The sequence below is a fragment of the Fundidesulfovibrio butyratiphilus genome (assembly GCF_054657235.1).
In genome coordinates this window covers 785,084-806,181 of sequence record NZ_BAAHXA010000002.1, presented here as the reverse complement: position 1 = coordinate 806,181, position 21,098 = coordinate 785,084, and the positions used below count along the sequence as shown (strand labels likewise).

The 21,098-nt window shown below is 65.0% G+C and carries 23 protein-coding genes; 11 read left to right on the top strand and 12 right to left on the bottom strand.

What is annotated here, in order from left to right:
* The first annotated feature begins 128 nt into the window (after positions 1 to 128).
* Positions 129 to 992: a PilZ domain-containing protein gene (locus ACYQ01_RS14675; protein WP_459934606.1), complete on the top strand. Its 864-nt coding sequence runs from the start codon at positions 129 to 131 to the stop codon at positions 990 to 992.
* Positions 993 to 1,105: 113 nt separating this feature from the next.
* Positions 1,106 to 1,306, top strand: a complete 201-nt coding sequence (locus ACYQ01_RS14670; protein ID WP_459934605.1) for a hypothetical protein — start codon at positions 1,106 to 1,108, stop codon at positions 1,304 to 1,306.
* A gap of 255 nt (positions 1,307 to 1,561) precedes the next feature.
* Here ACYQ01_RS14670 and ACYQ01_RS14665 read toward each other — a convergent pair whose 3' ends face one another.
* From ACYQ01_RS14665 to ACYQ01_RS14625, 9 genes are all read right to left on the bottom strand, one after another.
* Positions 1,562 to 2,518 carry an RluA family pseudouridine synthase gene (locus ACYQ01_RS14665; protein ID WP_459934604.1) on the bottom strand — a complete coding sequence of 319 codons (957 nt, stop codon included), beginning with the start codon at positions 2,516 to 2,518 and terminating at the stop codon, positions 1,562 to 1,564.
* 233 nt (positions 2,519 to 2,751) lie between these two features.
* Entirely contained in the window at positions 2,752 to 3,630 is an 879-nt protein-coding gene (locus ACYQ01_RS14660) for a hypothetical protein (RefSeq protein WP_459934603.1), read from the bottom strand.
* A gap of 61 nt (positions 3,631 to 3,691) precedes the next feature.
* A complete protein-coding gene (locus ACYQ01_RS14655) occupies positions 3,692 to 4,171 on the bottom strand; it encodes a hypothetical protein (protein ID WP_459934602.1) in 480 nt (159 codons plus the stop codon).
* 1 nt (position 4,172) lies between these two features.
* Positions 4,173 to 4,838 carry a tetratricopeptide repeat protein gene (locus ACYQ01_RS14650; RefSeq protein ID WP_459934601.1) on the bottom strand — a complete coding sequence of 222 codons (666 nt, stop codon included), beginning with the start codon at positions 4,836 to 4,838 and terminating at the stop codon, positions 4,173 to 4,175.
* Between the two features lie 32 nt (positions 4,839 to 4,870).
* A complete protein-coding gene (locus ACYQ01_RS14645) occupies positions 4,871 to 5,638 on the bottom strand; it encodes a hypothetical protein (protein WP_459934600.1) in 768 nt (255 codons plus the stop codon).
* 99 nt (positions 5,639 to 5,737) lie between these two features.
* Complete coding sequence (locus ACYQ01_RS14640) at positions 5,738 to 7,099, bottom strand: hypothetical protein (protein ID WP_459934599.1); 1,362 nt, start codon at positions 7,097 to 7,099, stop codon at positions 5,738 to 5,740.
* A 44-nt stretch (positions 7,100 to 7,143) separates the two neighbouring features.
* A complete protein-coding gene (locus tag ACYQ01_RS14635) occupies positions 7,144 to 7,791 on the bottom strand; it encodes a hypothetical protein (RefSeq protein WP_459934598.1) in 648 nt (215 codons plus the stop codon).
* A 391-nt stretch (positions 7,792 to 8,182) separates the two neighbouring features.
* Entirely contained in the window at positions 8,183 to 8,893 is a 711-nt protein-coding gene (locus ACYQ01_RS14630) for a FecR family protein (protein WP_459934597.1), read from the bottom strand.
* A 19-nt stretch (positions 8,894 to 8,912) separates the two neighbouring features.
* Complete coding sequence (locus ACYQ01_RS14625; protein WP_459934596.1) at positions 8,913 to 9,245, bottom strand: MerR family transcriptional regulator; 333 nt, start codon at positions 9,243 to 9,245, stop codon at positions 8,913 to 8,915.
* A gap of 541 nt (positions 9,246 to 9,786) precedes the next feature.
* Here ACYQ01_RS14625 and ACYQ01_RS14620 point away from each other — a divergent pair.
* On the top strand, positions 9,787 to 10,317 hold the full coding sequence (locus ACYQ01_RS14620; protein ID WP_459934595.1) for a Spy/CpxP family protein refolding chaperone: 531 nt from the start codon (positions 9,787 to 9,789) through the stop codon (positions 10,315 to 10,317).
* 432 nt (positions 10,318 to 10,749) lie between these two features.
* On the opposite strand, the gene ACYQ01_RS14615 is transcribed toward ACYQ01_RS14620, so the two are convergent.
* The 3 genes from ACYQ01_RS14615 to ACYQ01_RS14605 form a co-directional block, all read right to left on the bottom strand.
* A complete protein-coding gene (locus ACYQ01_RS14615) occupies positions 10,750 to 12,210 on the bottom strand; it encodes a cation diffusion facilitator family transporter (protein WP_459934594.1) in 1,461 nt (486 codons plus the stop codon).
* Between the two features lie 304 nt (positions 12,211 to 12,514).
* The gene (locus ACYQ01_RS14610) at positions 12,515 to 12,760 is read right to left on the bottom strand and encodes a hypothetical protein (protein ID WP_459934593.1); all 246 of its coding nucleotides are present in this window, start codon (positions 12,758 to 12,760) and stop codon (positions 12,515 to 12,517) included.
* Positions 12,761 to 12,948: 188 nt separating this feature from the next.
* Positions 12,949 to 13,344 (bottom strand): Ros/MucR family transcriptional regulator, encoded by a 396-nt coding sequence (locus ACYQ01_RS14605; protein WP_459934592.1) that lies wholly within the window; start codon positions 13,342 to 13,344, stop codon positions 12,949 to 12,951.
* A 193-nt stretch (positions 13,345 to 13,537) separates the two neighbouring features.
* On the opposite strand from ACYQ01_RS14605, the gene ACYQ01_RS14600 reads away from it, so the two are divergent.
* The 8 genes from ACYQ01_RS14600 to recJ all read left to right on the top strand — a co-directional run bounded on the left by ACYQ01_RS14600 (position 13,538) and on the right by recJ (position 20,929).
* Positions 13,538 to 14,845: a MiaB/RimO family radical SAM methylthiotransferase gene (locus ACYQ01_RS14600; RefSeq protein ID WP_459934591.1), complete on the top strand. Its 1,308-nt coding sequence runs from the start codon at positions 13,538 to 13,540 to the stop codon at positions 14,843 to 14,845.
* Entirely contained in the window at positions 14,842 to 15,393 is a 552-nt protein-coding gene (locus ACYQ01_RS14595; RefSeq protein ID WP_459934590.1) for a DUF4416 family protein, read from the top strand. Before ACYQ01_RS14600 ends, ACYQ01_RS14595 begins: the two co-directional genes overlap by 4 nt.
* Before the next feature lie 2 nt (positions 15,394 to 15,395).
* Entirely contained in the window at positions 15,396 to 16,277 is an 882-nt protein-coding gene (locus ACYQ01_RS14590; protein ID WP_459934589.1) for a YicC/YloC family endoribonuclease, read from the top strand.
* A gap of 9 nt (positions 16,278 to 16,286) precedes the next feature.
* Entirely contained in the window at positions 16,287 to 16,550 is a 264-nt protein-coding gene (locus tag ACYQ01_RS14585; protein ID WP_459934588.1) for a DUF370 domain-containing protein, read from the top strand.
* Positions 16,537 to 17,166, top strand: coding sequence for a guanylate kinase (gene gmk, locus ACYQ01_RS14580; RefSeq protein ID WP_459934587.1), 630 nt, complete (start codon positions 16,537 to 16,539; stop codon positions 17,164 to 17,166). The genes ACYQ01_RS14585 and gmk overlap by 14 nt, the downstream gene beginning before the upstream one ends.
* A 97-nt stretch (positions 17,167 to 17,263) precedes the next feature.
* A complete protein-coding gene (locus ACYQ01_RS14575; RefSeq protein ID WP_459934586.1) occupies positions 17,264 to 18,094 on the top strand; it encodes a tetratricopeptide repeat protein in 831 nt (276 codons plus the stop codon).
* Between the two features lie 117 nt (positions 18,095 to 18,211).
* Complete coding sequence (locus ACYQ01_RS14570) at positions 18,212 to 19,075, top strand: HDOD domain-containing protein (RefSeq protein WP_459934585.1); 864 nt, start codon at positions 18,212 to 18,214, stop codon at positions 19,073 to 19,075.
* A gap of 147 nt (positions 19,076 to 19,222) precedes the next feature.
* On the top strand, positions 19,223 to 20,929 hold the full coding sequence (recJ, locus tag ACYQ01_RS14565) for a single-stranded-DNA-specific exonuclease RecJ (protein ID WP_459934584.1): 1,707 nt from the start codon (positions 19,223 to 19,225) through the stop codon (positions 20,927 to 20,929).
* Positions 20,930 to 21,098: the final 169 nt, after the last annotated feature.

The window sequence follows — 21,098 nt, the reverse complement described above, 5'->3', positions numbered from 1 at the left end:
CGATGGAACATGACATCCGGGATGGCCCGGCCACTAACAAAAAGCAATACGCATCTTGCCATACAGGGTGGCGCAAGGCGCGGTTTCCTCCGCGATTGGGATCGACAACCCCACATCCAGGCGGCCGTATGATTTTCGACCTGTTCAAGCGCAAGGCTTCGTCCCTCGACGACCACTCGCGGGAAGTGCTCGACCAGGCCTTGGCCCAACGGGCCAAGATGGACATGGAGTTCCCGCCCGAAGTCACCACGCTCAAGGGTTTGAGCTGCGCCCTGAGCGGCGTGGGCGAAAACCAGCTCGTCCTCGACGTCTACGGCATCAAGGAGCCGGCCGCCCGGTTTGTGGGCGCGCAGGTGCATTGTCATTTTCGCATCCGGGAAGGCAAGGGGAACACGGGCTTTTTCGCCTTCACCGTCCAGGTGACGCGCACGGCCCTGGGCAAGAACGGGGCCCTGTTTTTCGTCACCACCCTGCCGGACAAGGTGGAGCGCTCCCAGCGTCGCAAAAGCCTTCGCATGCGCCCCGAAGCCGCCTGGTTCTCGGACCTGCGCCTGTGGCCGGGAGACGACGCCTTCCAGACGCCGGATGCGCCGCCGCTGCTTCGCTTCGCGGACCTGCGCCAAACGGCGCTGTGTCGGCTGGAAAATTTCTCGGCCGGCGGGATGGGGCTGTTCGTGACCCGGCGCCTTTCCCAGGAGCGGGGATTCACGCCCGCGCCCGACAGCCTGGTCACCGTGTACATCCGTTTTGCCGAGCCCATGCGCAACCAGCCCGAACAACTCTGGCTCACGGCCCGCATCGTACGCGCCCAGATGGACCCCGTAACCCGCGATATCTCCGTGGGCCTGGAGTTCGAACGGGTCGGCACGCCCCGCGCCGACGGCTCCATCCCCATGGCCGAGGTGAAAGACAACGTGGTCGGCGAAATGAGCGAGCGCCTTTTCGAGTGGCACCTCAGGCAAAACAGGGAGCGGGGCCTGCGCATGGACTAGGCGAGTCCGCTTCGCTGTCGAGGTAACGCAGATTTCTCTGTGGACGCATTGATTCGCAACACAAGATGAACTACAGCCGAAACCGTAAGCATTCGCCAAGGAGGCCAAACGCCATGACAATGAAAGAGATTCGCGAAAAGGCCAAAAGCGTGGGCGTCAAGGTCGGCGTAGGATGGACCAAGATAAACGCCGTACGCGCCGTTCAGACGGCGGAAGGGTTCGATCCCTGCTTTGCAAGAGGCCTGTGGAACGTCTGCGGACAGGACGATTGTTGCTTCCGCGCTGACTGCATCAAAGCCTCGGGATCGCGCTAACCGGTTGCGCGGTCACCGGACGCCGCCCGCTGACGGGCGAGGCGTTCGCTGGAACCGGCGCCGGTCCCGATTCGTTCTGTTCGATCCCCGGAAACGGACCGTCCGTTTCGTCTCCGTGCCGCCTCACGCGAGGGATTCGGGTTGAGGCCGCGTCCTTCGCGCACTCCACGCCGCACGCCCCCTCCCCCGCCCACCGCATCCGTCCGGCTCCAGGATTTCCCGGCGGGCGACCGGCCATGCCCTGAAACGGACGCATCACGCCGGCGGCTGGAAACCCTCGGGCCAGGGCGGCGGGCACGACACCTGCGCGCCTTCCAGGGTGAGTCGCCAGGCGTGCAGGAAGAGAGGTCCCTTGCCCCCCCCGTACTTGGCGTCGCCCAAAAGGGGAAACCCCCGCGAGGCCAACTGAACCCGTATCTGGTGGGTGCGTCCGGTGCCCAGGCGCACCCGAAGAAGCGAGCGCTTCGCCTCGACCCGCAGGGGCCAGGCGGTCAGCCAGGCGGCTTTGCCCTGTCCGGCGGCCATGCGTTGCGCGCCGTGCGGTCCGGTCTTGGCCACCAGGTCGCGCAGTTCCACGCCTTGTCCCACCGGACAGAGGTCGAAACGGCCGCGCACCCAGGCCAGATATTCCTTCACGATCCGCCCGGACTTGAACCCTTCGTGGGCGCGGGCCAGGGCCTGAAAGGTCTTGGCCACCAGCAGCAGGCCCGAGGTGTCCCGGTCCAGCCGGTGGGCGATGGTGGGCGTGAAGCCGCCGGGAGGACAGCTTTGCGTGATGCGGGTCTGCACCGAGTCGGTCCAGCCGCTGCCCGGATGGACGGGCAATCCGGCCGGTTTGACCAGTACCAGGAGGTCGTCGGTTTCGGCCGCGGCGGCCAGGCCGGCCCGAAGCAGGCGCTGCGTCAGGCTCGGTTCCGGGATGGTCGCCGCCTCGCCCAGTGAGCCGTCTTCAGGCGCGCCCGTTGTCGGTTCGGCGCCGTCCCGATGTCCCGCCGCGCAGCGCAAAACGGCAAACGGCGGCACGCGCACGGTCTGGCCCTGCTCCAGCCGGTCAAAAGGCCCGGCCCGGCGGCCGTCCACCCGCACCTGGCCGGTGCGAATCCAACGCATCAAGGCCGAACGGGGGACCTCGCCTTCCAGCACCCGCCCCAAATACTGCGTGAGCTTCTGGCCCGCTTCGGCCTTGGTGACGACGCGTGTTGGCGGGGTCATGGGAAAAGAAAAAAGGAAAAGAAATCCGGGGGGAATGATTCCCCCTGGACCCCCTCGATTATGGGGAGGACCGCCTGGCTAAAAAATCTCGCGAACTCGAACATAACGTCAGCGTCCCCCCCAAACTCCCCCGCAGAAAAGCCTCGCCGACGAAACCCATGACGCGGGGGTCCGGGGGCGGGCTCCACCCCCGGCCGCCGGAGGCATCTTAACGCTTCTCTTCCTTCTTCCTCTTACTGAGCCGACTTGCCGCTCAAGTCCTGGGGCGCGGGCTGGCTTCCGGGAACGACCAGATCCATGAACTGGGTCTTCGATCCCGAATCCCGGGTGAGGTTTGCCTTGCCGCCGTCGCGCTGCTGTTGCTGTTCGGGGGTCACTTCGTCCACCTGGGCGCCGCGCCCGGTGACTTCAAGGATGTTCTCGGTCTTGTGAACCACCAGGTTGCCCAGCATGTCGCGGACCTTGCGGGCGTCCATTTCGAGCTTCAGGAAGGCGTTGCCGTTTTCGTCCCAGCCCCACCCGCGTTGCGGGTCGTTGAGCGCGGGATGGGGCACATAGGCTCCGAACACGGCGGCGCAGACCAGGGACCGGTTGACGTCCTTGGTGAGGACGAAATTTTCCGTGGTGGAGCGCGAATAGATGCGTTCGCCCACCAGAAGCGCGGCCATCTGGTCGTAGGCGTTGATCTGGGCGGCGCGCAGGGCGCGAAGGGGTGGGCGCGACGATTCGGTCATGGTGCCGAACCCGAAGCCTTCCACGCGAACGTCGCGCAGGTCCATGCGTTCACCGAGCACGTTGACCAGTTGTCCCAGGTCCACGTGTCCGAAGCACAGGGCGATGTCCTTTTCGCGGTCATAGATCATCTTATCCACGGTAACGCCCTTGAGAATGGACTTGGCCACGGTGTCGGCCTTGTATTGGGCGTCTTCGGTCAGGCCGGACTCGGTGGAGCTTTTGAGCTTGTAGCCGACCACGGCCTCGATCAGGTTGCGTTTCAGGTCCTGGGTGGCCATTTTTTCGCTCATGAGCTGCTTGTTGCCCTGGGCCAGGACGGGGGAGCCCGTCAGAAAAAGGGCCAGGCAGATGGCGAGGATTGCGACTGGGCGCTGCATGGGGTTTCCTCCGTATGAAAGTGCGAACGGTTCGGGCGGGTGTGGACCGGGACGATGCCGATCAGGGCTTGGCCCGCAACTGGCCGTCGACAATGGAAAAGGTCTCGTTCACCCGGCGTCCCTCGCCGGACGTGTCTTTGCCCGAATCCGGGCCGGTCGGAGGCAGAACCTCACGCGCGGGGGCGTCGACTCCCGGGGTCGAGGTGTCGCGCACCTGGAGCGAATCGATGCGCACCACGGTTTGGCCCGGATGTTTGGGGTCAGGCAACAGGGTGGCCTCCACAAGGACCTGCCCGGTGCGCGGCAGGGCGTTCAGACGCTTGAGGGCCAGGTGGGCCTGGTCGCGCACCAGACGCTTCTGGCGCGCCCAATCTTCCATGAGCGCCCTGTTGCCGCCCCTGTGCGCGGCCGGCGCGGCCGTGGGCACGGGGAGCGGTCCCGAAGTTTGCTGGGCCCGGGCGGGCGTGACGAACGCTCCCGCCGTCGCGAGCAGGGCGGCCAGGGTCAGGGCCCCGGCCGCCGCGTACAGGGGATTTCGCATTTCAGAATGATCCCGGGTTCATCGGCGCGGCTCCCCCCTGCAGACTGGAGGGGCTCGCCGGTTTTGCCGCCCTGTGCGACGCCTTGCGCCGGAATTTGCCGGAACGCTTGGCCTTGCCGCAGCGGGTTTTGGCCGTTTGCAGATCGGCCTTCAGGGCGGGGTTGGACGAATCAAGCGTCAGGCCGCGCGAAAGGGCTTCCGCGGCATCGGCGCACCGCGACTCCATGAGGTAGATTCTCCCCAGGGCCAGGTAGACCTCCACGTTGACGGAATTCAACCCCCGGGCGATTTCCAGTTGTTTTCTGGCCTCGTCGTAGCGCCCCTGGCTGTAGAGCAGGATGCCCAACGACTCCCTGGCCTGGGGGTTCGAGGGATTCAGGTTGAGCACATCCACGAAGGCCTGCCGGGCCTTGTCGGGCTGGTTCAACTTCCAGTGGCAGAGTCCCAGATAGTACTGGGCTTCGCTCATGCTGGCGCTTTTGAACACGGCCTGCTCGAACTGCCCCGACGCGTAGGCGTAGTTGCCCTGGCGAAAGGCCACCAGTCCGGCGTCGAAAAACTCCTGCGCCGTGGGTTCGGGCGGAGGGGGCGGGGCTTTTCTGGCGCACCCCGCCAGGGAAAGCGTCAGGACCGCCAGGATGGCGAAAAGCGCGGCGACGTTGCGCATGGCTTCTCCTGTCTTTGTCGTCGTTTCCGGGCTTATTTCATTTTGTCGAGGTCGGACACGCACATCTGGATAAGACGCTGCACCAGGGTGTCCAGGGTGACGCCGGAGGTGGTCTTTTCGCTCACGCCCAGCACCGCGCCGCCCCGGGTTCCCATTTCCATCTTGTCTTCGAAGTAGCCGGTGGCCTTCTGTTCGCCGGTGTTGGCGTCGAACACCTTGTAGCGCATGCCCACGATCCACACGCCGGCGGCATCTTCGGACTTGATGGACGCCGTGCCCGCGCCCGAGGCGATGCCCAGGCCCGCGCTGCCCGTGGTGTGGCCCACGATGCCGCCGATCACGCCGCCCAGGTACGAGCCGTCGAAGCTCTTTTGCACGTTGGCTACGGGTTCGGCCCGCAGCACGTCGAAGCGGATGAGCCAGTTGGTGGCCTGGAACCGGCCCCGCTTGAACTTCTGGAGGGTTTGCGCGTCGCCCAGGTTGGCGGCCACTTCGATTTCCTGCAACATGCTGCCCAGGTCCTGGCGTTCCAGCACCTGAAAGTTGTCCCTGCCCAGTTCGAGTTCGGCGAAGTCGGCGATGTTGTTGGGGCCGTACTTCTGCGCGAAGGTGGCGTTCATGCTCTTCACCGCACCGGGTATGACCACCACCTGCGGGCCTGGTTTGCTCGCGTTGGCGTAGGTCACGGGCTGGTACATGGCCTGGTCGGCCTGCTGATTGGCCTTTTGCGAGGCGCTCTGGCAGCCGGCCAGGGCCACAAAGGCCAAGAGGATGAGAAAAAGTACCGTCCGTTTGGTCATGTCGCACTCCTTGCGAAAGCGTTGTCCGTTTTCGGGATGCACCGCGCGCGGCGGGTAGTCACCTGTTTCTCCCTTTGCCTAGCACGCCGGGTGGCGTTTTCAGAAGTTTTTCACGGCGTCGAGCGCCTTGACCGGAGTCGCTCCTCCCTGTCCGGAAAGCGCGCTTTCCGCCTGGGGAGAGAGTTCTTTGATCTTGGCCTTGGCTTCATCGCTCTTGACCACTTCGCGCAGCCGTTCGGGCGAGGCTGCGGCCAGTCCGGCCGGAGGCAGGGCCTCGATGCGCTTCGCGAAGTCCTCGCCCCGGACCGGGACGTAGCTGACCCGCACCACGTTGCCGTGCGCCGACTCCAGGGTAAAGGCCTGGCCGCCCATCTTCTGGTTGAGCGGCGCCAGCACGGCCGTTTGCAGGAACTGGTTGAAGTTGGAGCGCGCACCGGCGAACTCCACTTCGAAAAGCGACACGCCCGAGCGGTCGAAGTCGCGGAAATCCACGTTGAGCACCGGGCGCAAGCCTATGAACTCCTTGCGCAAAAGTTGCCCCGCGTCGTAGCCGGGCAGGCCCACCACCTGCACCTGGTAGTACTTTGCCGGAGTTTGCAGATGGTCCTCGAAAAAGCTCTTGGAGAATTCCGATCCGATGAGCTGGCCGATTTCCTGGATGGCCTGGTCCTCGTCGGCCCAACTCTGGCGCTGGGGCACCTTGTTGTTGAAATAGATCTCCTCGCCGGTGTGGGCGTCGACGCATTTGACGCTCCAGGAGGTGAGCACGTACTTCGTCACCTGGAGCCCGGAGGCCTGGAGCTTGATGGAAACCGTCTTGAATTTGGCCTCGCCGGTGATGGCGAAGTCCGCCCCGCCCGGACCGGCTCCCTGCCCGGCGGACCACACCCGATAGCCGAAGCCCTTGATCTTGTCCTTGAGCACGTTTTCGGCCACGGCCGAGCGTTCGGGCTTGATGCCTTCTCCGCGTTCGGCGTCGCGGATGTCGATGGCCACGCTCACGCGCGGGTTGCCCACGTCCTTGAGCAGGCTCACCCGTTCCTGCCTGCCCATCTCGCCCAGGGCGTCCTTGACGTCTCCGGTGTAGACCTCGGCGGTCATGAGCAGGTGCGCGAAGCCGTCCTTGCCCTGAAAGGGCTGGGATTCCTTGACCACCCGCTTGATGAGTCCCTGGGAGCGCGAAAGCACCTTGTCGTGCACCAGGGCGTAGTTCTGCATGAGGGTGGACGTCTCCACGTAGGAGCCCACGGCTTTTTCGAGGATCTGACGCTTGGCGTCCTTGCGCAGGTCGTCGACGAGCAGGCCCTTGTCGCGTTTGTAGGTTTCGGCGTTCGGATCGGCCAGACCCTCGGCGGTGATGGTGACGGTCTTACCGGCCTCGGCCCAGGCGCGATCCAACGGAAGGTACAGAGACAGGACCAGAACGGTCAGCAGGGAAAGCGACACGCGCGTGATCGACATGCGGACACCTCGACGCATTCGGTTGTTGAAAAAAACGGTCCGGGTCATTTGCGGCCCCGGGCGCAAAAATCCGAATAGAGCTTGGCCACCAGGGAGTCGGCCTGGTCTTCGAGCACGGACTGGGCCGCGCCCACCACGTCGGACCCCGCCCAGGACTGGCCCGTGGCCCGCACCTGGGAGATGACCCGCGCGCCCTCGGTGAGCGTCAGGCGCACGTCCACGGTGACCTCGTTGGCCCGGACCATCTTGTTGGCCCCGGAGCGGGCCGAGATGATGCCCTTGAGAAAGAACCGGGCTCCCAGGCGTTTCGAGGCGGCCATGGCCGCGTCGGGGTCGTTGTTCAGGATGGCCTCGGCCTCGGCCCGGGCGATGCGGGCGGTGATCTCCTGCTGGGTGATGGTGGAAAGTCCCAGCGCCCGCAACCGGGAGTTGAGCAGCGCAAACAACTCGCCCTGGTTGCTCGCGTTGACCCGGGTCAGGCCGGACTGCTTCTCGGCGATGATGAGCGCGATCCTTTGGCCCTTGATGGCGGCGCGGCATGGCGCGGAAAGTTGGGCCGCAACGGTCTGAGCTCGTTGTTCGCGGGCTTGGGCCTCTTTTTGGGCCTCGCCCGAGAAGCTGAACCCCTGGGCCTGGGCCAGGGACGCTCCGGCCACGAAGAACGCCAGGAGCGCGGCGAAGAGATGGCGCATGGTTTCCTTTCCCCCTTGGGTGTTCCGCCGTATATACAGTTGATGCGGTATTTTTCAAACCCGCCGAAGCCCGTTGCCCCGGACAGTCCAGCGTTGGAGGCCTGTCCTATCAGCCTGTTGAAAAATTCTTGCTGGCTGCGTTGCTGCGCAAAGCTCAAACACGCAACGGATGCCAACTCCGCTTCGGGCTTGATTTTTTCTTGCGCCTTGCCAGCAAGTTTTTTGAACAGGCTGCAAGAATCGACGTTTCAACGGGCTGCTATGGCCCGGACCGGTCCGCCGCGCGCATGTCGCGTCCTTGCAAACCATGCGCATGGTTTGCAAGGGGAATAATAAAAATTTCTCTTTGTTGTCCACGCAGTGCGCCAACGCGTCCTTCCCGGACGCCGCGCTAGCTCCCTCCGCCGGTGAGCCCGCGCCTGGGCCTGGGGTCGAAGTCGTCGCGTTCGAAGGGCGCCTTGGAGAATTCTTCCATTTCTTCCTTGGTGAGCGGGCGCACCTGGCCGGGCAGGTTGGGCCGCACCCAGGCCACGTCGCCGGGCTTGGCCAGGACCAAACGTTCGGTCTCGGTCTGCACGATGACCTGGCTGCCGGTCTTGGTCGCGCGCAGGGCGTGCAACTCGGACTCCACCTCGTTGTAGGTCCGTCCGTCCTTGGTCTTTTGCACGGCCTTGATCCAGTGGTCGGTGGTGGTGCCCCGGATGCCGATGACCGAGAGAGGACTTTCCATTTTGAGGTTGTCCGGGTTCTGGGCCACCACCTTTCCGGTCACGTACCGAAACACGCCCTTGCCCAGCTTGAGGTTCTGGCGCGACTTGGCCGCGTCCGCGGAGTCGTAGACGAAATCGGCCACAGCCACGGCGGACGAGGGGCCGATGTCTAAAACCGAGTCGTCGGCGAACAGAATCTTGGCTTTGTCCTTGTCGGTTTTGGTGGTGATGATGTCCTTGGCGAAAATGTCCGCGCCCTTGGCCAGGGTTCTGGCATTTTGGCCTTCGGCCTTGGCCTCGACCTGTCCGGTGAGTTCCGTGACCTTGCCCGCCGGAGTCGGCTGGGAGGCCGCCGTAGCCAGAGCCCAGACGCCGAACAGGGCAAATGTCATCAAAATCGCGAAAATTCGTTTAGTCGGCATTGTCGTTTCCATCCTCCAGCAGGCCGCGAATGGCGAGCAGCTCGCGCTCCACAAGGGTTTTAAGTTCATTGCGCCGCTGCTTCTCGGCCAGCTTGCGCCGTGCACCTTCAAGAGTCATGCCTTCCTGGTGCATCAGGCGCTGGATGACGCGCAAAAGCTCCAGGTGTTCGTCGGTGTAGAGGCGTTGCCCCTTTGGCGTGCGGATGGGTTCGAGCATGGGGAACTCGGTTTCCCAATAGCGCAGCACAAAGGGCTTGAGCCCCAATATTTCGGCCACTTGACCGATCTTGTAGGTTTTGGGAGATGTGTCGTGTGCGCTCACGGGGTTCCCTGGGGTTGGCTGTGCGGCGCGCGTCCGACGGCGCGGAGGGGGTCGTTTTCGGACGGAAGACGCCAAGTTCGGGCGGCCCGCACGGGCATACCCTGGTTGATCGTAGCAGCAAGCCAGGGACCATGGCAATCCCGCCATGAGATGGCTCAACCGGCCGAGGTCACGGCGTTTTTCCCGCGTGTTCGCGGGCGGCGGCGCCATCGCTCTTTCGAATTGTCCCGCTGTCTGGCAAGGCCTGGCGAAATTCCTTTTTAGAATTTCCTCCTAGCTGTACTTGACTCCTAGAAAAGAGCGTCTATTTGTAAGGTACTCACGTGTCATCCTCCAGAGCCTCTAGAGAAAGCGCCGCCTTCGGGCGGCGTTTTCCGTTTGGAGGAGAATCGCCCCTCCCGCCCGATCGCGTCCGCCCACGCGCCCGTACATTACAGTCCGCCCTATTGTCCGGTGTTGCTGTAACGATGCGTAAACCCCACGCCACATGGACTTTGAACGCACGCTCGGACACACCGTCCGCATACACGGGAGAACGTCCATGAAACGCATCGCCATGATTGTGTTGGTCCTCGCGGTTTCGGCCCATTACGCCTGGTCCGCCCCGGCGCCGGGGCCCTGGCCCGGACCCATGCCCTGCGGTCCCGGGCCCATGTTTGCCGGTCCCGGACCCATGCCCGGCCCTGGACCCGAACGGTTGAGCCCGCTCGTCAAGATGGCCGAAGACCTGGGACTGAGCGCCGAACAGAAACATTCGGTGGCCCTGTTGCTCAAGAAAAATAGCGAGCCCCTGCGCGAAGCCGGACAAGCCATGCGCAAGGCCATGGAAACCATGCACAAGGCCATGGAAGCCGAAACGTTTAACGAAACAGCCATCAAGGAAGCCAACAAGGCCGTCTGCGAAGCCGGAGAAAAGATGGCCCTGCTTTCGGCCAAGGAACGCTCGGATTTCCGCGCCTTGCTTACTCCCGAACAACGGGCCGAAATGGACAAGAAAATGGCCCTCTTCAGAGAGCGCATGGAAAAAGCCCGCCTGACCACCGAAGCCTGGATCGAGCGGTACGCCAAGTAAGATCGCGCCTTCCCCGGCTCTTGTGCCCTGCCCCCCGGCCGGAAGTCTTCGACCGGGGTTTTCTCATGGAACACGCGCAGCGCGTGGCCAGGGCGGAGCGGAGAAGAAGGCCTCCGGCGGCCGGGGGGAATGATTCCCCCCGCTCCCCCCCGTTTGAGAGCGTGAGAGGTGGCTCCAAACGGTGGAAGAGGACCGGGGCGGGAAGGGGGGAGAAGCGTCGTTTCGGGACGTTCCGGGACCGGCTTTGCGGTCCCGGAACGTCCCGAAACAATGCCTCTCTCCCCCTCTCTTCCCCTTCGCGCCTGTCCTTTTTCCCGCCCGACCGACCCCTTTCCCGCAGGCAAACGGGGATTCCCAAGGGGGTCACCCCCTTGGGCCGCCGGAGGCCCTTCTTCCTCTCCGACTCTTCCTCCCGGCCCGGTCCCTGCCCGCCTAGTCCGGCCCCGCCTCGCGCGCGCCGGGTATTTCCGGCTCCACGTGAATGATCACGCGGCCCAAGTCGTCGATATTGGCCCGGGCCAGTTCCTCCAGGCGCTGCGCCGCCGCGTGCGCTTCCTCTATGGAGAGTCCGGGGGCCATGCGGCAATGGAAACTCACGCAGTATTTGCCATCCACCCGGTGCACATTCAGCTCGTGCAGATCGCTCACCTCGGCCATTCGGGAGACAAGGCGGCCCAGGCTCCGGCGCACCGCGGCCTCGCCGCCGGCTTCCGGTCCGTCGGACTCGGCCGGACAGGCGTCGTCGGCCACCGGCTCGATATGGCTGACGATCTTCAGGTCGGTCCCCAAGGCGGCGCACAGATCCCGCTCGAAACCGCTCACCATGTCATGGGCCTGGGCCAGGCTCAACCGCCTGGGGACTTCCACGTGCATTTCGAGCCGCAGACCGGAGTCGGCCCGGCGCAAAACGATGCCGTGCACAGCGGTGTGATGCGTGGCCGCCAGGGCGCGCACGGTTTCGAAGAGAGTCTCGTCGCCCTCCACCGGCACCAGGCGCACCACCACATCCGCTCCCGGGGCCAGAACGCGCACGGCGGCCTCGGCCTGGGCCGCGCTCTGATGGGCCTGGGCGAAACTGGAGGCGCGGGGCACTTCCAAATCAAGGTCCACGAACGCCGCCGGCCCGGAATACCTGGCCCGCACCTGGCCCACGCCGGCGACTCCGGGCAGGGCGGCCACGGCGCCGCGCACCCGGTCCGCCAGGGCCTCGGAACCGCCGTCGAGCAGGGCGTCCACGGCGTCGCGCCCGAGCTTGACGCTCACCCAGACCACAATGACGCACACCCCCAGGGCGGCCACGGCGTCCGCCCGTTCGAGAGCGTCCCGGGCCAGGCTCCCGTGCGGAAGAAACCGAGCCGACGCCAGACACCCAAGCCCGAAAATGACCACGGCCGAGGCCCACACATCGGTGGAAAAATGCAGCGCGTCGGCCTTGAGGGCCTGGCTGTTGTACTTTTCGGCCATGCGCGAAAGCATTTTCGAACGCGAAACGTCCACCACAACGGAAACCGCCATCACCGCGAAGCTCCACCAGGTGATCTCCACGGCTTCGGGCCGAAACACCAGGCGCACCACCGCCTCGTGAACGATAAAGGCGCAGGTGCAAAGAAGCAGCACGGTTTCCACCAGGGCGGAAAGATTTTCGATCTTGCCGTGTCCGTAGGGATGACGCGAGTCGGCCGGCCGGGACGAGTAGCGCACCGCGAAATAGGTGACTCCGGCGGCCAGGAGGTCCAGCCCCGAGTGGGCCGCCTCGGAAAGGATGCCCAGGGAATTGGTGGCCAGCCCCACCACGAGCTTCATGCCGGTGAGAAAGACCGCCGCCGCCACGGAACTGAGCGCCGCGAGATGCTTTTCCCTGTCAGCCGTTTGGTGGGATTGTTTCGTCTCCATGTCCGGCTTTTACACCAGGACGCGCCCGGAGAACACCCTCGGTCTTGATTTTCATTGCCATTCCCCGCATGCGCGCGGTCCGCTTCGAAGTGCGCGGTTCATGGGCGTCTTGCCGGCGCATTCTCGGAGCAGCACGGAGAAAGGGGAACGGATGAAGGACAGGGAAACCGAGTCGGACGTTTTCCGACAGACGAAAGGAAATGATGGCAAAAACCGACGAAAGACGAACCAGAAAGCCGAACGCTCCCCGCGCAAGACGCGACCCACGCGCGTCGGTGGAGGAAACGACGTTTTCCCCGCGCGCTCAGTGGGCCGACTGACGTCGCCCTCGCCGGCCCAGACGAACAAGCCGCGGAGGCTCCACCGGTTGTCCCGGCGAACAGTTGGGGCAGCTTTCGTAGAGCAGCAGGCAATCCATATCCAGATCCAGGGCTTGTGCGGGAACGCCCAGCCACAGGAGCACTTCATCCACGTTACCGACGCAGAGCACGGGTTGTCCGCACCTGCGGCATTCCGCATAAAGCAGGGAAGGGTCGAAGCGTCCGTTCACGACCAGCCTCCTTTGGAGAATGCCCACACCCAAGAGGGGGACACATCCACTGGTGGCAAAAAATCACGGCGAACGAAAAATGTAAAGTTACTTTTTGAACAATCTTGCGACGCATCCGCAAAAAACGCGCCGCCGGGTCTGGAACGCGGCCCCGGATTCCGTGGAACGGGGCCGCGCGAGGGGGAGGATTACTTCTTGCGGCGCTCCCACAGGCGCATGTCCAACATTTTCTTGCGACGGGCGCGCTGGAGCTCTTTACAGACCAGGGGCATATCCTTGGGATATCCCCACTTGGCCCGATACTCGTCAGGAGAGAGGCCGAATTTGGCCAAATGACGCCTGGTGATGACTTTCATGGTCTTGCCGGACTCGAGACAAAGAATGCTCTTTTCGCGGACGGCCTTTTTCGGATCGACGGTCTTGCCGGCCGCATCTTCAGCAATGGGGATCGTCGCGCCGGCAACAACGGCCTTCAGGCCGGCGACCAGGCTTTGAACCATGGCCACGATCTCCTGGGCGGTCATGACCCGCACTTTGGCCTGGGCCCTGACGATCTCCAAAGCTTCCTTCAAATAATCATCCATGAGGACTCCTTGAAATACTAGCTGTTCTCTCCCAAAGCGAAGGAGCAGCGCTCTGCATACTCATTTTCAAAAATTTGTAAATAACTCTTTTTTACTTGCTTGGCGTAGACGGCGTTGTGCATCGGCAATGCAGATTCACTCCCCGCCAAAGACTGGGGCTTCCCCCTGGACGTGTCTTGCTGTAGTCCGAGGCATGCGCTTTTATCTTTTCACATTAGGTTGCAAGATCAACCAATATGAATCCCAATCCCTGCGTGAGTCCTGGACCGACCAGGGGCACGAAGAGACGGGCGATCCCGCCCTGGCCGACGTGGCGCTGGTCCACACCTGCGCGGTGACCGCCGGCGCCGTGGCCGACAGCCGTCGCGCCGTGCGCCGGGCCGCCCGCCTGGCTCCGAACGCCCGGGTGGTGGTGGCGGGATGCGCCGCCCAGGTGGACCCCGAAACGTTTCGCGCCCTGCCCGGAGTGGTCCGGGTGGTCCCGCAGACGCTCAAGCCCGGCCTGGCCCGCTGGCCCGGGGAAGCGGCCCTGCCCGACGCCGATATCGCGTGGGACGCGCAACAGGACGCCTGGCCGAACTTCTCCGTACGCGGCTCCCACCGTTCGCGTCCCGTCCTCAAGGTGCAGGACGGCTGCTCCCACTGCTGCACCTACTGCATCGTGCCCAGGGCCCGGGGGGGGCCGCGCTCGCGCCCTGCGGCCGCCATCGAAAGCGAAGCCCGGCGCGTGCTGGATTCGGGGCACCGCGAGATCGTGCTCACCGGCATCAACCTGGCCCAGTACCTCGCCCCGGACGACGGGGGCGATTTCTGGGACATGCTCGCCCGCCTGGAAGCCGCCCTGGCCCCGGACTGGGCCGGACGGGCCAGACTGCGCCTGTCGTCGCTGGATCCGGGCATGCTCGGGCCAAAGGCCCTGGAGGTTCTGAAGGCTTCCGCCGAGGGCCCGGGCATGATCTGCCCCCATCTGCACGTCTCCCTGCAAAGCGCGGCGCCGGCGGTTCTTGCGGCCATGGGCCGGTCCCACTACCACGCCGAAGACGTTCTCGGGTTTCTCGACCGCCTGGGCCGCGCCTGGCCGACCTTTGGACTGGGGGCGGACATCCTCACGGGATTTCCCGGAGAGACCGAGGCCGACTTCCGGGCCACTCTGGACTTCTGCCGCCAGGCGCCCTTGAGCTACGCCCACGTGTTCGCCTATTCCAAACGTCCGGGCACGGTGGCGGCCAAGGCCCGGGACCAAGTGCCCGACGCCGAAAAAAAAGCCCGCTCCCTGGCCCTTCGCGAACTGACCCGTCGACGCAAACTGGACTTTGTCGCCCGGTTGGCCGAAAAATCCGCGCTCACGGTCGCGCCGGAGCGTCTTGATCCCTGGTCCGGGGTGTGCGAGTACTATGTGGAATGCGCCATGGCCTCCGGGCCCTATCCGCCGGGACGCGAACTCGCAACCGTGCGCCCCGTGGCCGCGACCGAGGCCGAGCTACGCGTGGAAACGCCGTGAGCACGCCCCACGAGCCCCTGCCGGCCCAGGCCGTGCTTTCGGTGCTCGGCCCGAACGCAGACCCCCTGTGGCCGGACCTGCTCGCCCGCCTGACCGCGCGCCTGGGCCAGGCCCAATACCTGAGCGAGCCCATGGCCTTCGACCGGACCGGCTACTACGCCAAGGAAATGGGCGAGGGCCTCGCCAGGCGGCTGGTCGGCTTCGTCCCCCTGGTCGGCCAGAGCGAGTTGGTCGAGATCAAGCTCTTTACGAACGCGCTGGAGAAACGCTATGCCCGCCCCGACGGCACGAGGACCTTCAACCTCGACCCGGGGCTGCTCACCCAGGAGCGCCTGGTCCTGGCCACGGGCAAGAACTTCACCCACCGCATCTATCTGGGGCGGGGGATTTTCGCCGACCTGACCCTGATTTTCCAACGGGGCGACTGGCGGAGCCTTCCCTGGACATTTCCCGACTATTCGGGCCAAGAGATGCAAAACCATCTAACCCGCATGCGCGACCTCTACCGTGAGAAGCTCCACGCACAGAGCGCGCGCCGAGAGTCCTGACAATGCCCCGCAGCATGACCGGCTTCGGCCGAAACCAAAGTGAAAGCGCCTCCGCCAGCGTCACCTGGGAGGTTCGCTCCGTCAACAGTCGCTACCTGGACCTCAAGTGGCGGCTGCCGGCTTTCTTGCGTTCCCGCGAACCCGAATTGGAAAAGACCGTGCGCAAGCACGCCGACCGGGGACGGCTGGAAATCACCTGCAACTTCCAACCGCGCCAGGCCGACCTCATGGACGTGGGCCTCAACCTTCCCCTGGCCGAGTCCATGCTGCGCAGCCTGGACGAACTGGCCAGAAGGCGGGGACACGACTTCACGCCGGAGTACACCCGCCTGCTTTCCATCGGATGTCTCTGGCAGGAAAGCGGGGCCGAAGCCGACCCCGACCTGTTCGCCTTCCTGAAACAGGGTCTGGACGACGCCATGGCCGACCTGCGCGCCTCCCGCCTTCGGGAGGGCGACCTGCTGGCCCGGGACATCTCCGGCCGGCTGGCCAAGCTGGAAGCCTGGCGGGCGGAAATATTCCGCATGGCCCCCCAGGTGAAAGAGGACAAGTTCCAGGCCCTGCGGACGCGCCTTTCCTCGGTGCTGGAAAAGCTCGGCGTGGAACCCTCCGAAGAGCGCGTGTTGCAGGAAGTGGCCGTTTTGTCCGACAAGCTCGACATTTCGGAAGAGCTCACCCGCCTGGGCTGCCACCTGGAACGCATCGGCCAACTGCTGGCCGAACCCTCGGACGTGGGAAAACGACTCGATTTCCTGCTCCAGGAGACGTTCCGCGAGATCAACACCCTGGGCAACAAGGCCCAAAACATCGAGGTGAGTCGCATGGTGGTGGATTTCAAGGCCGAACTGGAAAAATGCCGCGAGCAGGCGCAAAACATCGAATAGGACAAACGCGTGCAACGTTCGGGACTGCTCAACATCGGCTTCGGCAACTTCGTGGTGAAATCGCGGGTGGTGGCCATCGTCAATCCCGCCTCTTCGCCCATGCGCCGCCTGCGCGAAGAGGCCAGGGAGGCCAAACTGCTGGTGGACGCAACCCAGGGCCGCAAAACCCGCTCCATCATCGTGACGGACTCCAACCACATCCTGCTTTCGGCCATCCAGGCCGAGACCATTTCCCAACGTTTTCTGCAGGAGGATGCCGATGGCGACGCTTGAACGCCTGGGCCTGGCCATCATTGTGGCCGGCCCTTCCGGGGCGGGCAAGGGCACCCTGGCCAAACGGCTGCGCCAGGAATTTCCCGAGGTGGGCTTTTCCGTCTCCTGCACCACCCGCGCCCCGAGACCCGCGGAAGTGAACGGCGTGGATTACGTGTTTCTCGACCGGGAAACCTTTGAAGACAAAATCGCGGCCGGCGACTTCGTCGAATGGGCCGAAGTGCACGGCAACCTCTACGGCACGACCAGACGGGCGGTGCTCGAACTGCTGGACAGGGGCCACGATGTGCTCTTCGACATCGACGTGCAGGGGGCCAAAGCCCTCAAGACCAGCCTGGGACAGGGACTGACCGTGTTTTTGCTTCCGCCCTCGAAGGCGGTCCTGGCCCAGCGCCTGACCGCGCGCGGGCAGGACTCCCCGGAAACCGTGGCCAAACGCCTGAAAAACGCCCGGGGGGAAATCGCCCAGGCCGACTGGTTCGAGCACCTCATCGTCAACGACGCGCTGGACGCGGCCTACGACGAATTCCGCGCCGCCTATCTGGCCGCCCGCACCGCTCCGGACAAACGCCCCGGCCTGGTGCAGGCGGTGCTCTCCACCTGGGAGCGCCCGTGACGCGCCACGGCCTTGCGCGCGGGGCGTCCAGACGCTACCATTGTTGCATCCGGCCTGAACCCGGGGCCATTTCCCCTTTCTGAAAGCGGAGCCGTACATGACCCAGACCGAGCTTGGCGCCGACACGCCGCAAACCGCGAAGTCCGCTTCCGGCAGAGAGCCCGTGAAGGGCATCTTCTCCACCCAGTCCGTGCTCAAGGTGGGCACAGGCACCACCACCCGCAAGACGATCCAGAAGGCCTACTGGTACGTCAAGGAACGGGCCGAGAACGAGCTGGAAATCCAGCCCTTGAACAAGAACTACGTGCCGTCCGGCCCCAAGCGCACCATCACCATGGAGGACCTGCTCACCAAATTCGCCCCGGAGCCGGAGTTCTACATCTCCACCGTCTATCCCAAGATGCAGGAGCTCTCCAACACCATCCAGAAAGGAGAGCGTCACCGGGAAAAGGGCGAAATCTTCAGCGCCGAGCTGGAATTCACCCAGGCCCTTCGCGTGGACGAGGACAACGTGCGCGCCACCTTCGGCCTGGGACTGACCTACCTGGACCGCGGGGAATCCACCAAAGCCAACGACATCTTCGAACGCCTGGTGCGCCTGGACGCGGCCTTCGACACCGAGCACAAGCACCTCTTCAATGATTTCGGCATCAGCCTGCGCAAGAACAAGATGTACGCCCAGGCCCTGGACTACTATCGTCGGGCCGAAACCCTGTGCGAGTCGGACGAACACCTCTATTATAATGTGGCCCGGGCCTACCTGGAACAACAGGAGCCGGCCAAGGCCCTCGACTCCCTGCGCAAGGCCCTGACCCTCAATCCCGGCCTGGTGGAAGCCCGCAAATTTGTGCGCTATCTGGTGGAAAAAGGGCTCGTTTCCGGCGACGACCCGGACATGAGGGCGCTCATGCCCCTGGACAAGGCCTAAAGTCGGCCCCATAGAATACAGGAGACATGTTCTTCAACGCATCACCCGGCCGTTTCGCCGCGCCGCAGCCTTCCCCCTGACCGCAGGCCCGGCGATCCCGCCCACGGAGCACACCCCATGAGCCAGGAACGGGGTCAGCGCTTTCTGCTGGAACTGCCCACGCTACGCCACGAGCTGCCCTACTCCCCGGCTCTGCTGACCGCCCTGTTCGCCCAAACCGGTCCCGACAGCGACACGCCCCTGGAAACCATCGCCGAAACCCTGAGCCACGACCAGGGGTTGACCGCCAAGGTGCTGGCCCTGGCCAACTCGGCCTTCTACGGCCTGCAACAAAAGGTGACCACTGTGTCGCGCGCCCTGGCCGTGCTGGGCCTGGCCGAAGTGCGTACCCTGGTGTTGACGGTGGGCGTCAAGACCCTGGCCGAAAGCAAGGGCTTCCCCAAGGACTTCGACCTGGGCTCCTACTGGGAGCATCAGTTGAGCGTGGCCGTCATCGCCCGCGCCCTGGCTCCGACCCTGGGCGCTCCCGATCCCGACGCCCTGTTCACCGCCGGCGTGCTGCACGACCTGGGCAAGCTGCTCACGGCCCTGCACAGCCCGGACGACTGGCGGGCCATCCGCGATCTGGCCCAGGAACGTCGCATCCCCTACGCCGAGGCCGAAGAGGACTACTGGGGCATTGAACACGGGGTGATCGGGTCCATGGTCCTGGGAGCCTGGAACCTGCCGGAAAGCCTCACCGAGCCGGTCAACTGGCACCACGCCCCCATGCACGCCCCCTCCGGGCGGCGAGCCGCCCTGACCCTGTGCGTGGCCGACGCCCTGGCCCATGCGCTGAACGACCAGGACGCTCCCGTGGCCTGTCCCTGGCAGGAGGTGCTGCTTCGTTTCGGCCTGGACGACCGGGCCGCCATGGATTTGGCCGACGACGCCCTGACCCGCAACAACCCCGCCCTGCTCTCCTCGGGCCTGGCCGCCTAGCGGTTTGCACGCGCCATGAGTCGTCGCTTGTTATTTCGCATTCCCCTTTTTCAAACCACCGGGGGGGACCTGGGGCGCTCCGCGCTCCCGGCCGCCGGAGGCTTTTCCCGCCATCCGCCCTGCGCTCCCCCCTTTCTGGAGCTGCCCGTGCATAAGACCTGGCGCGACCGCGCCGAAACGACCCTGCCCGACCACCTGGACCAACTTGCCAAACACCTGTCCGTGTCGCCGTTGCTGGCCGGCCTCATGTGGCGTCGCGGCCTGACCAGCCCGGAAGCCATGGACGCCTTTCTCTGCCCCGGCCTTCGCCACCTCATGCAGCCCGACCAGGTGCCCGGCCTCGCCCAGGCGGCCGAGGCCGTGGCCGGCCTGATCGCGGCGGGCAAACGCCTGGCCGTCTGGGGCGATTACGACGTGGACGGCGTGACCGCCACCGCCCTGCTGGTCGATTTCCTGCGCAGGCGGGGATACCCGGTCCACGCCTGGCACATTCCGGCCCGCCTGGAAGAAGGCTACGGCCTCAACGCGGACGGCCTGAAAGCCCTGAAGGACCAGGGCGTGGACGCCGTGATCACCGTGGACCTGGGCGTCACCGCGGTGGAGGAAGCCCGCCAGGCCCGGGCGATGGGGCTCGACCTGGTCATCACCGACCACCACCTGCCCGGTCCCGAACTGCCCCAGGCACTGGCCGTGGCCAATCCCAAACTGGGCAGCGGTCCCGGCGACGACTTGGCCGGGGTGGGCGTGGCCTTTTTCCTGGCCGCCAAACTCAATCGCCTGCTGCCCGGAGACCCCCTGGACATTCGCCAGTTTCTCGACCTGGCGGCGCTCGGCACCCTGGCCGACGTGGTGAATCTGCGCGGGCAAAACCGGGTGTTGGTGAAAAACGGCCTGCTGCTCATCGCCCAGGCCTGCCGTCCCGGCGTGATGGCCCTCAAAGAGGCGGCCAGCTACGCGGCCAAGGCCCCGCTCACGGCCTCGCAGGTGGTTTTCGGGCTGGCTCCGCGCATCAACGCCGCCGGACGCCTGGGCCTGGCCGACGAGGCCCTGCGCCTGATGCTGGCCAAGGACCTGGACGAAGCCCGCCCCCTGGCCCAGTCCCTGGAAACCTACAACACCGCCAGACGCCGCGAGGAGGAGACCATCGCCCTCCAGGCCCGGGAACAGGCCGCCGAACTGGCCCACATGGCCGGCTTGGTGCTGTATGCGCCCGAATGGCACTCCGGTGTGATCGGCATCGTGGCTTCACGCGTGGTGGAGGCCCACTACCGCCCCACGCTCATTCTCACCGAGGAAAACGGCAGACTCAAGGGCTCCGGCCGGTCCATCCCGGAATACGACCTGCACGGCGGACTGGAAGCCTTGAGCGACCTGTTGCTCGGTTTCGGAGGCCACCGCCAGGCCGCCGGCCTGAGCCTCGCCCCGGAAAACCTGCCCGCCCTGCGCGAACGCTTCGCCGCGCACGTGGCGCAAACCCTGGGCGCGGCTCCGCTTCGCCCCACCCTGCGCCTGGACGGCGAACTGGGATTTGGCCTGATAGACCAACCCCTGCTCAAGGAACTCGACCTGCTGAGCCCGTTCGGCTGCGGCAATCCCGAACCGGTGTTCCGCTCCCCGGCCGTGAACGTGCGCTCCCGGCGCGACTTCGGCAAAGGGCACGTGTTTCTGGACGTGCGCGACAAGGACTCGGGCGTGACCTTGCGGGCCAAGGGCTGGCGCATGGCCGAGCAGCTTTGCGACGTGGCGGCCGGACAAAGCATCCACCTGGCCTTCACTCCCCGGCTCGACACCTACAACGGCTTGTCTTCCATAGAATTGCGCCTGCGCGACTGGCGCCCCGGCGCGCCCGCCTGAACGACTCCGTCCCCCGGCGAATTCAAATTTTTGCACCGTAAAAAAATTTTTACCCTTGTCAAAAAATCCGCGTTTTTTCCTTGCCAAGGGTTTTCCCCGAGCGTAGAAGGAGGCCGTGGAATGACGGAAGAGGCTCCCTGGTACGTTGCAGCTTCCGTCAAAGCGTCCG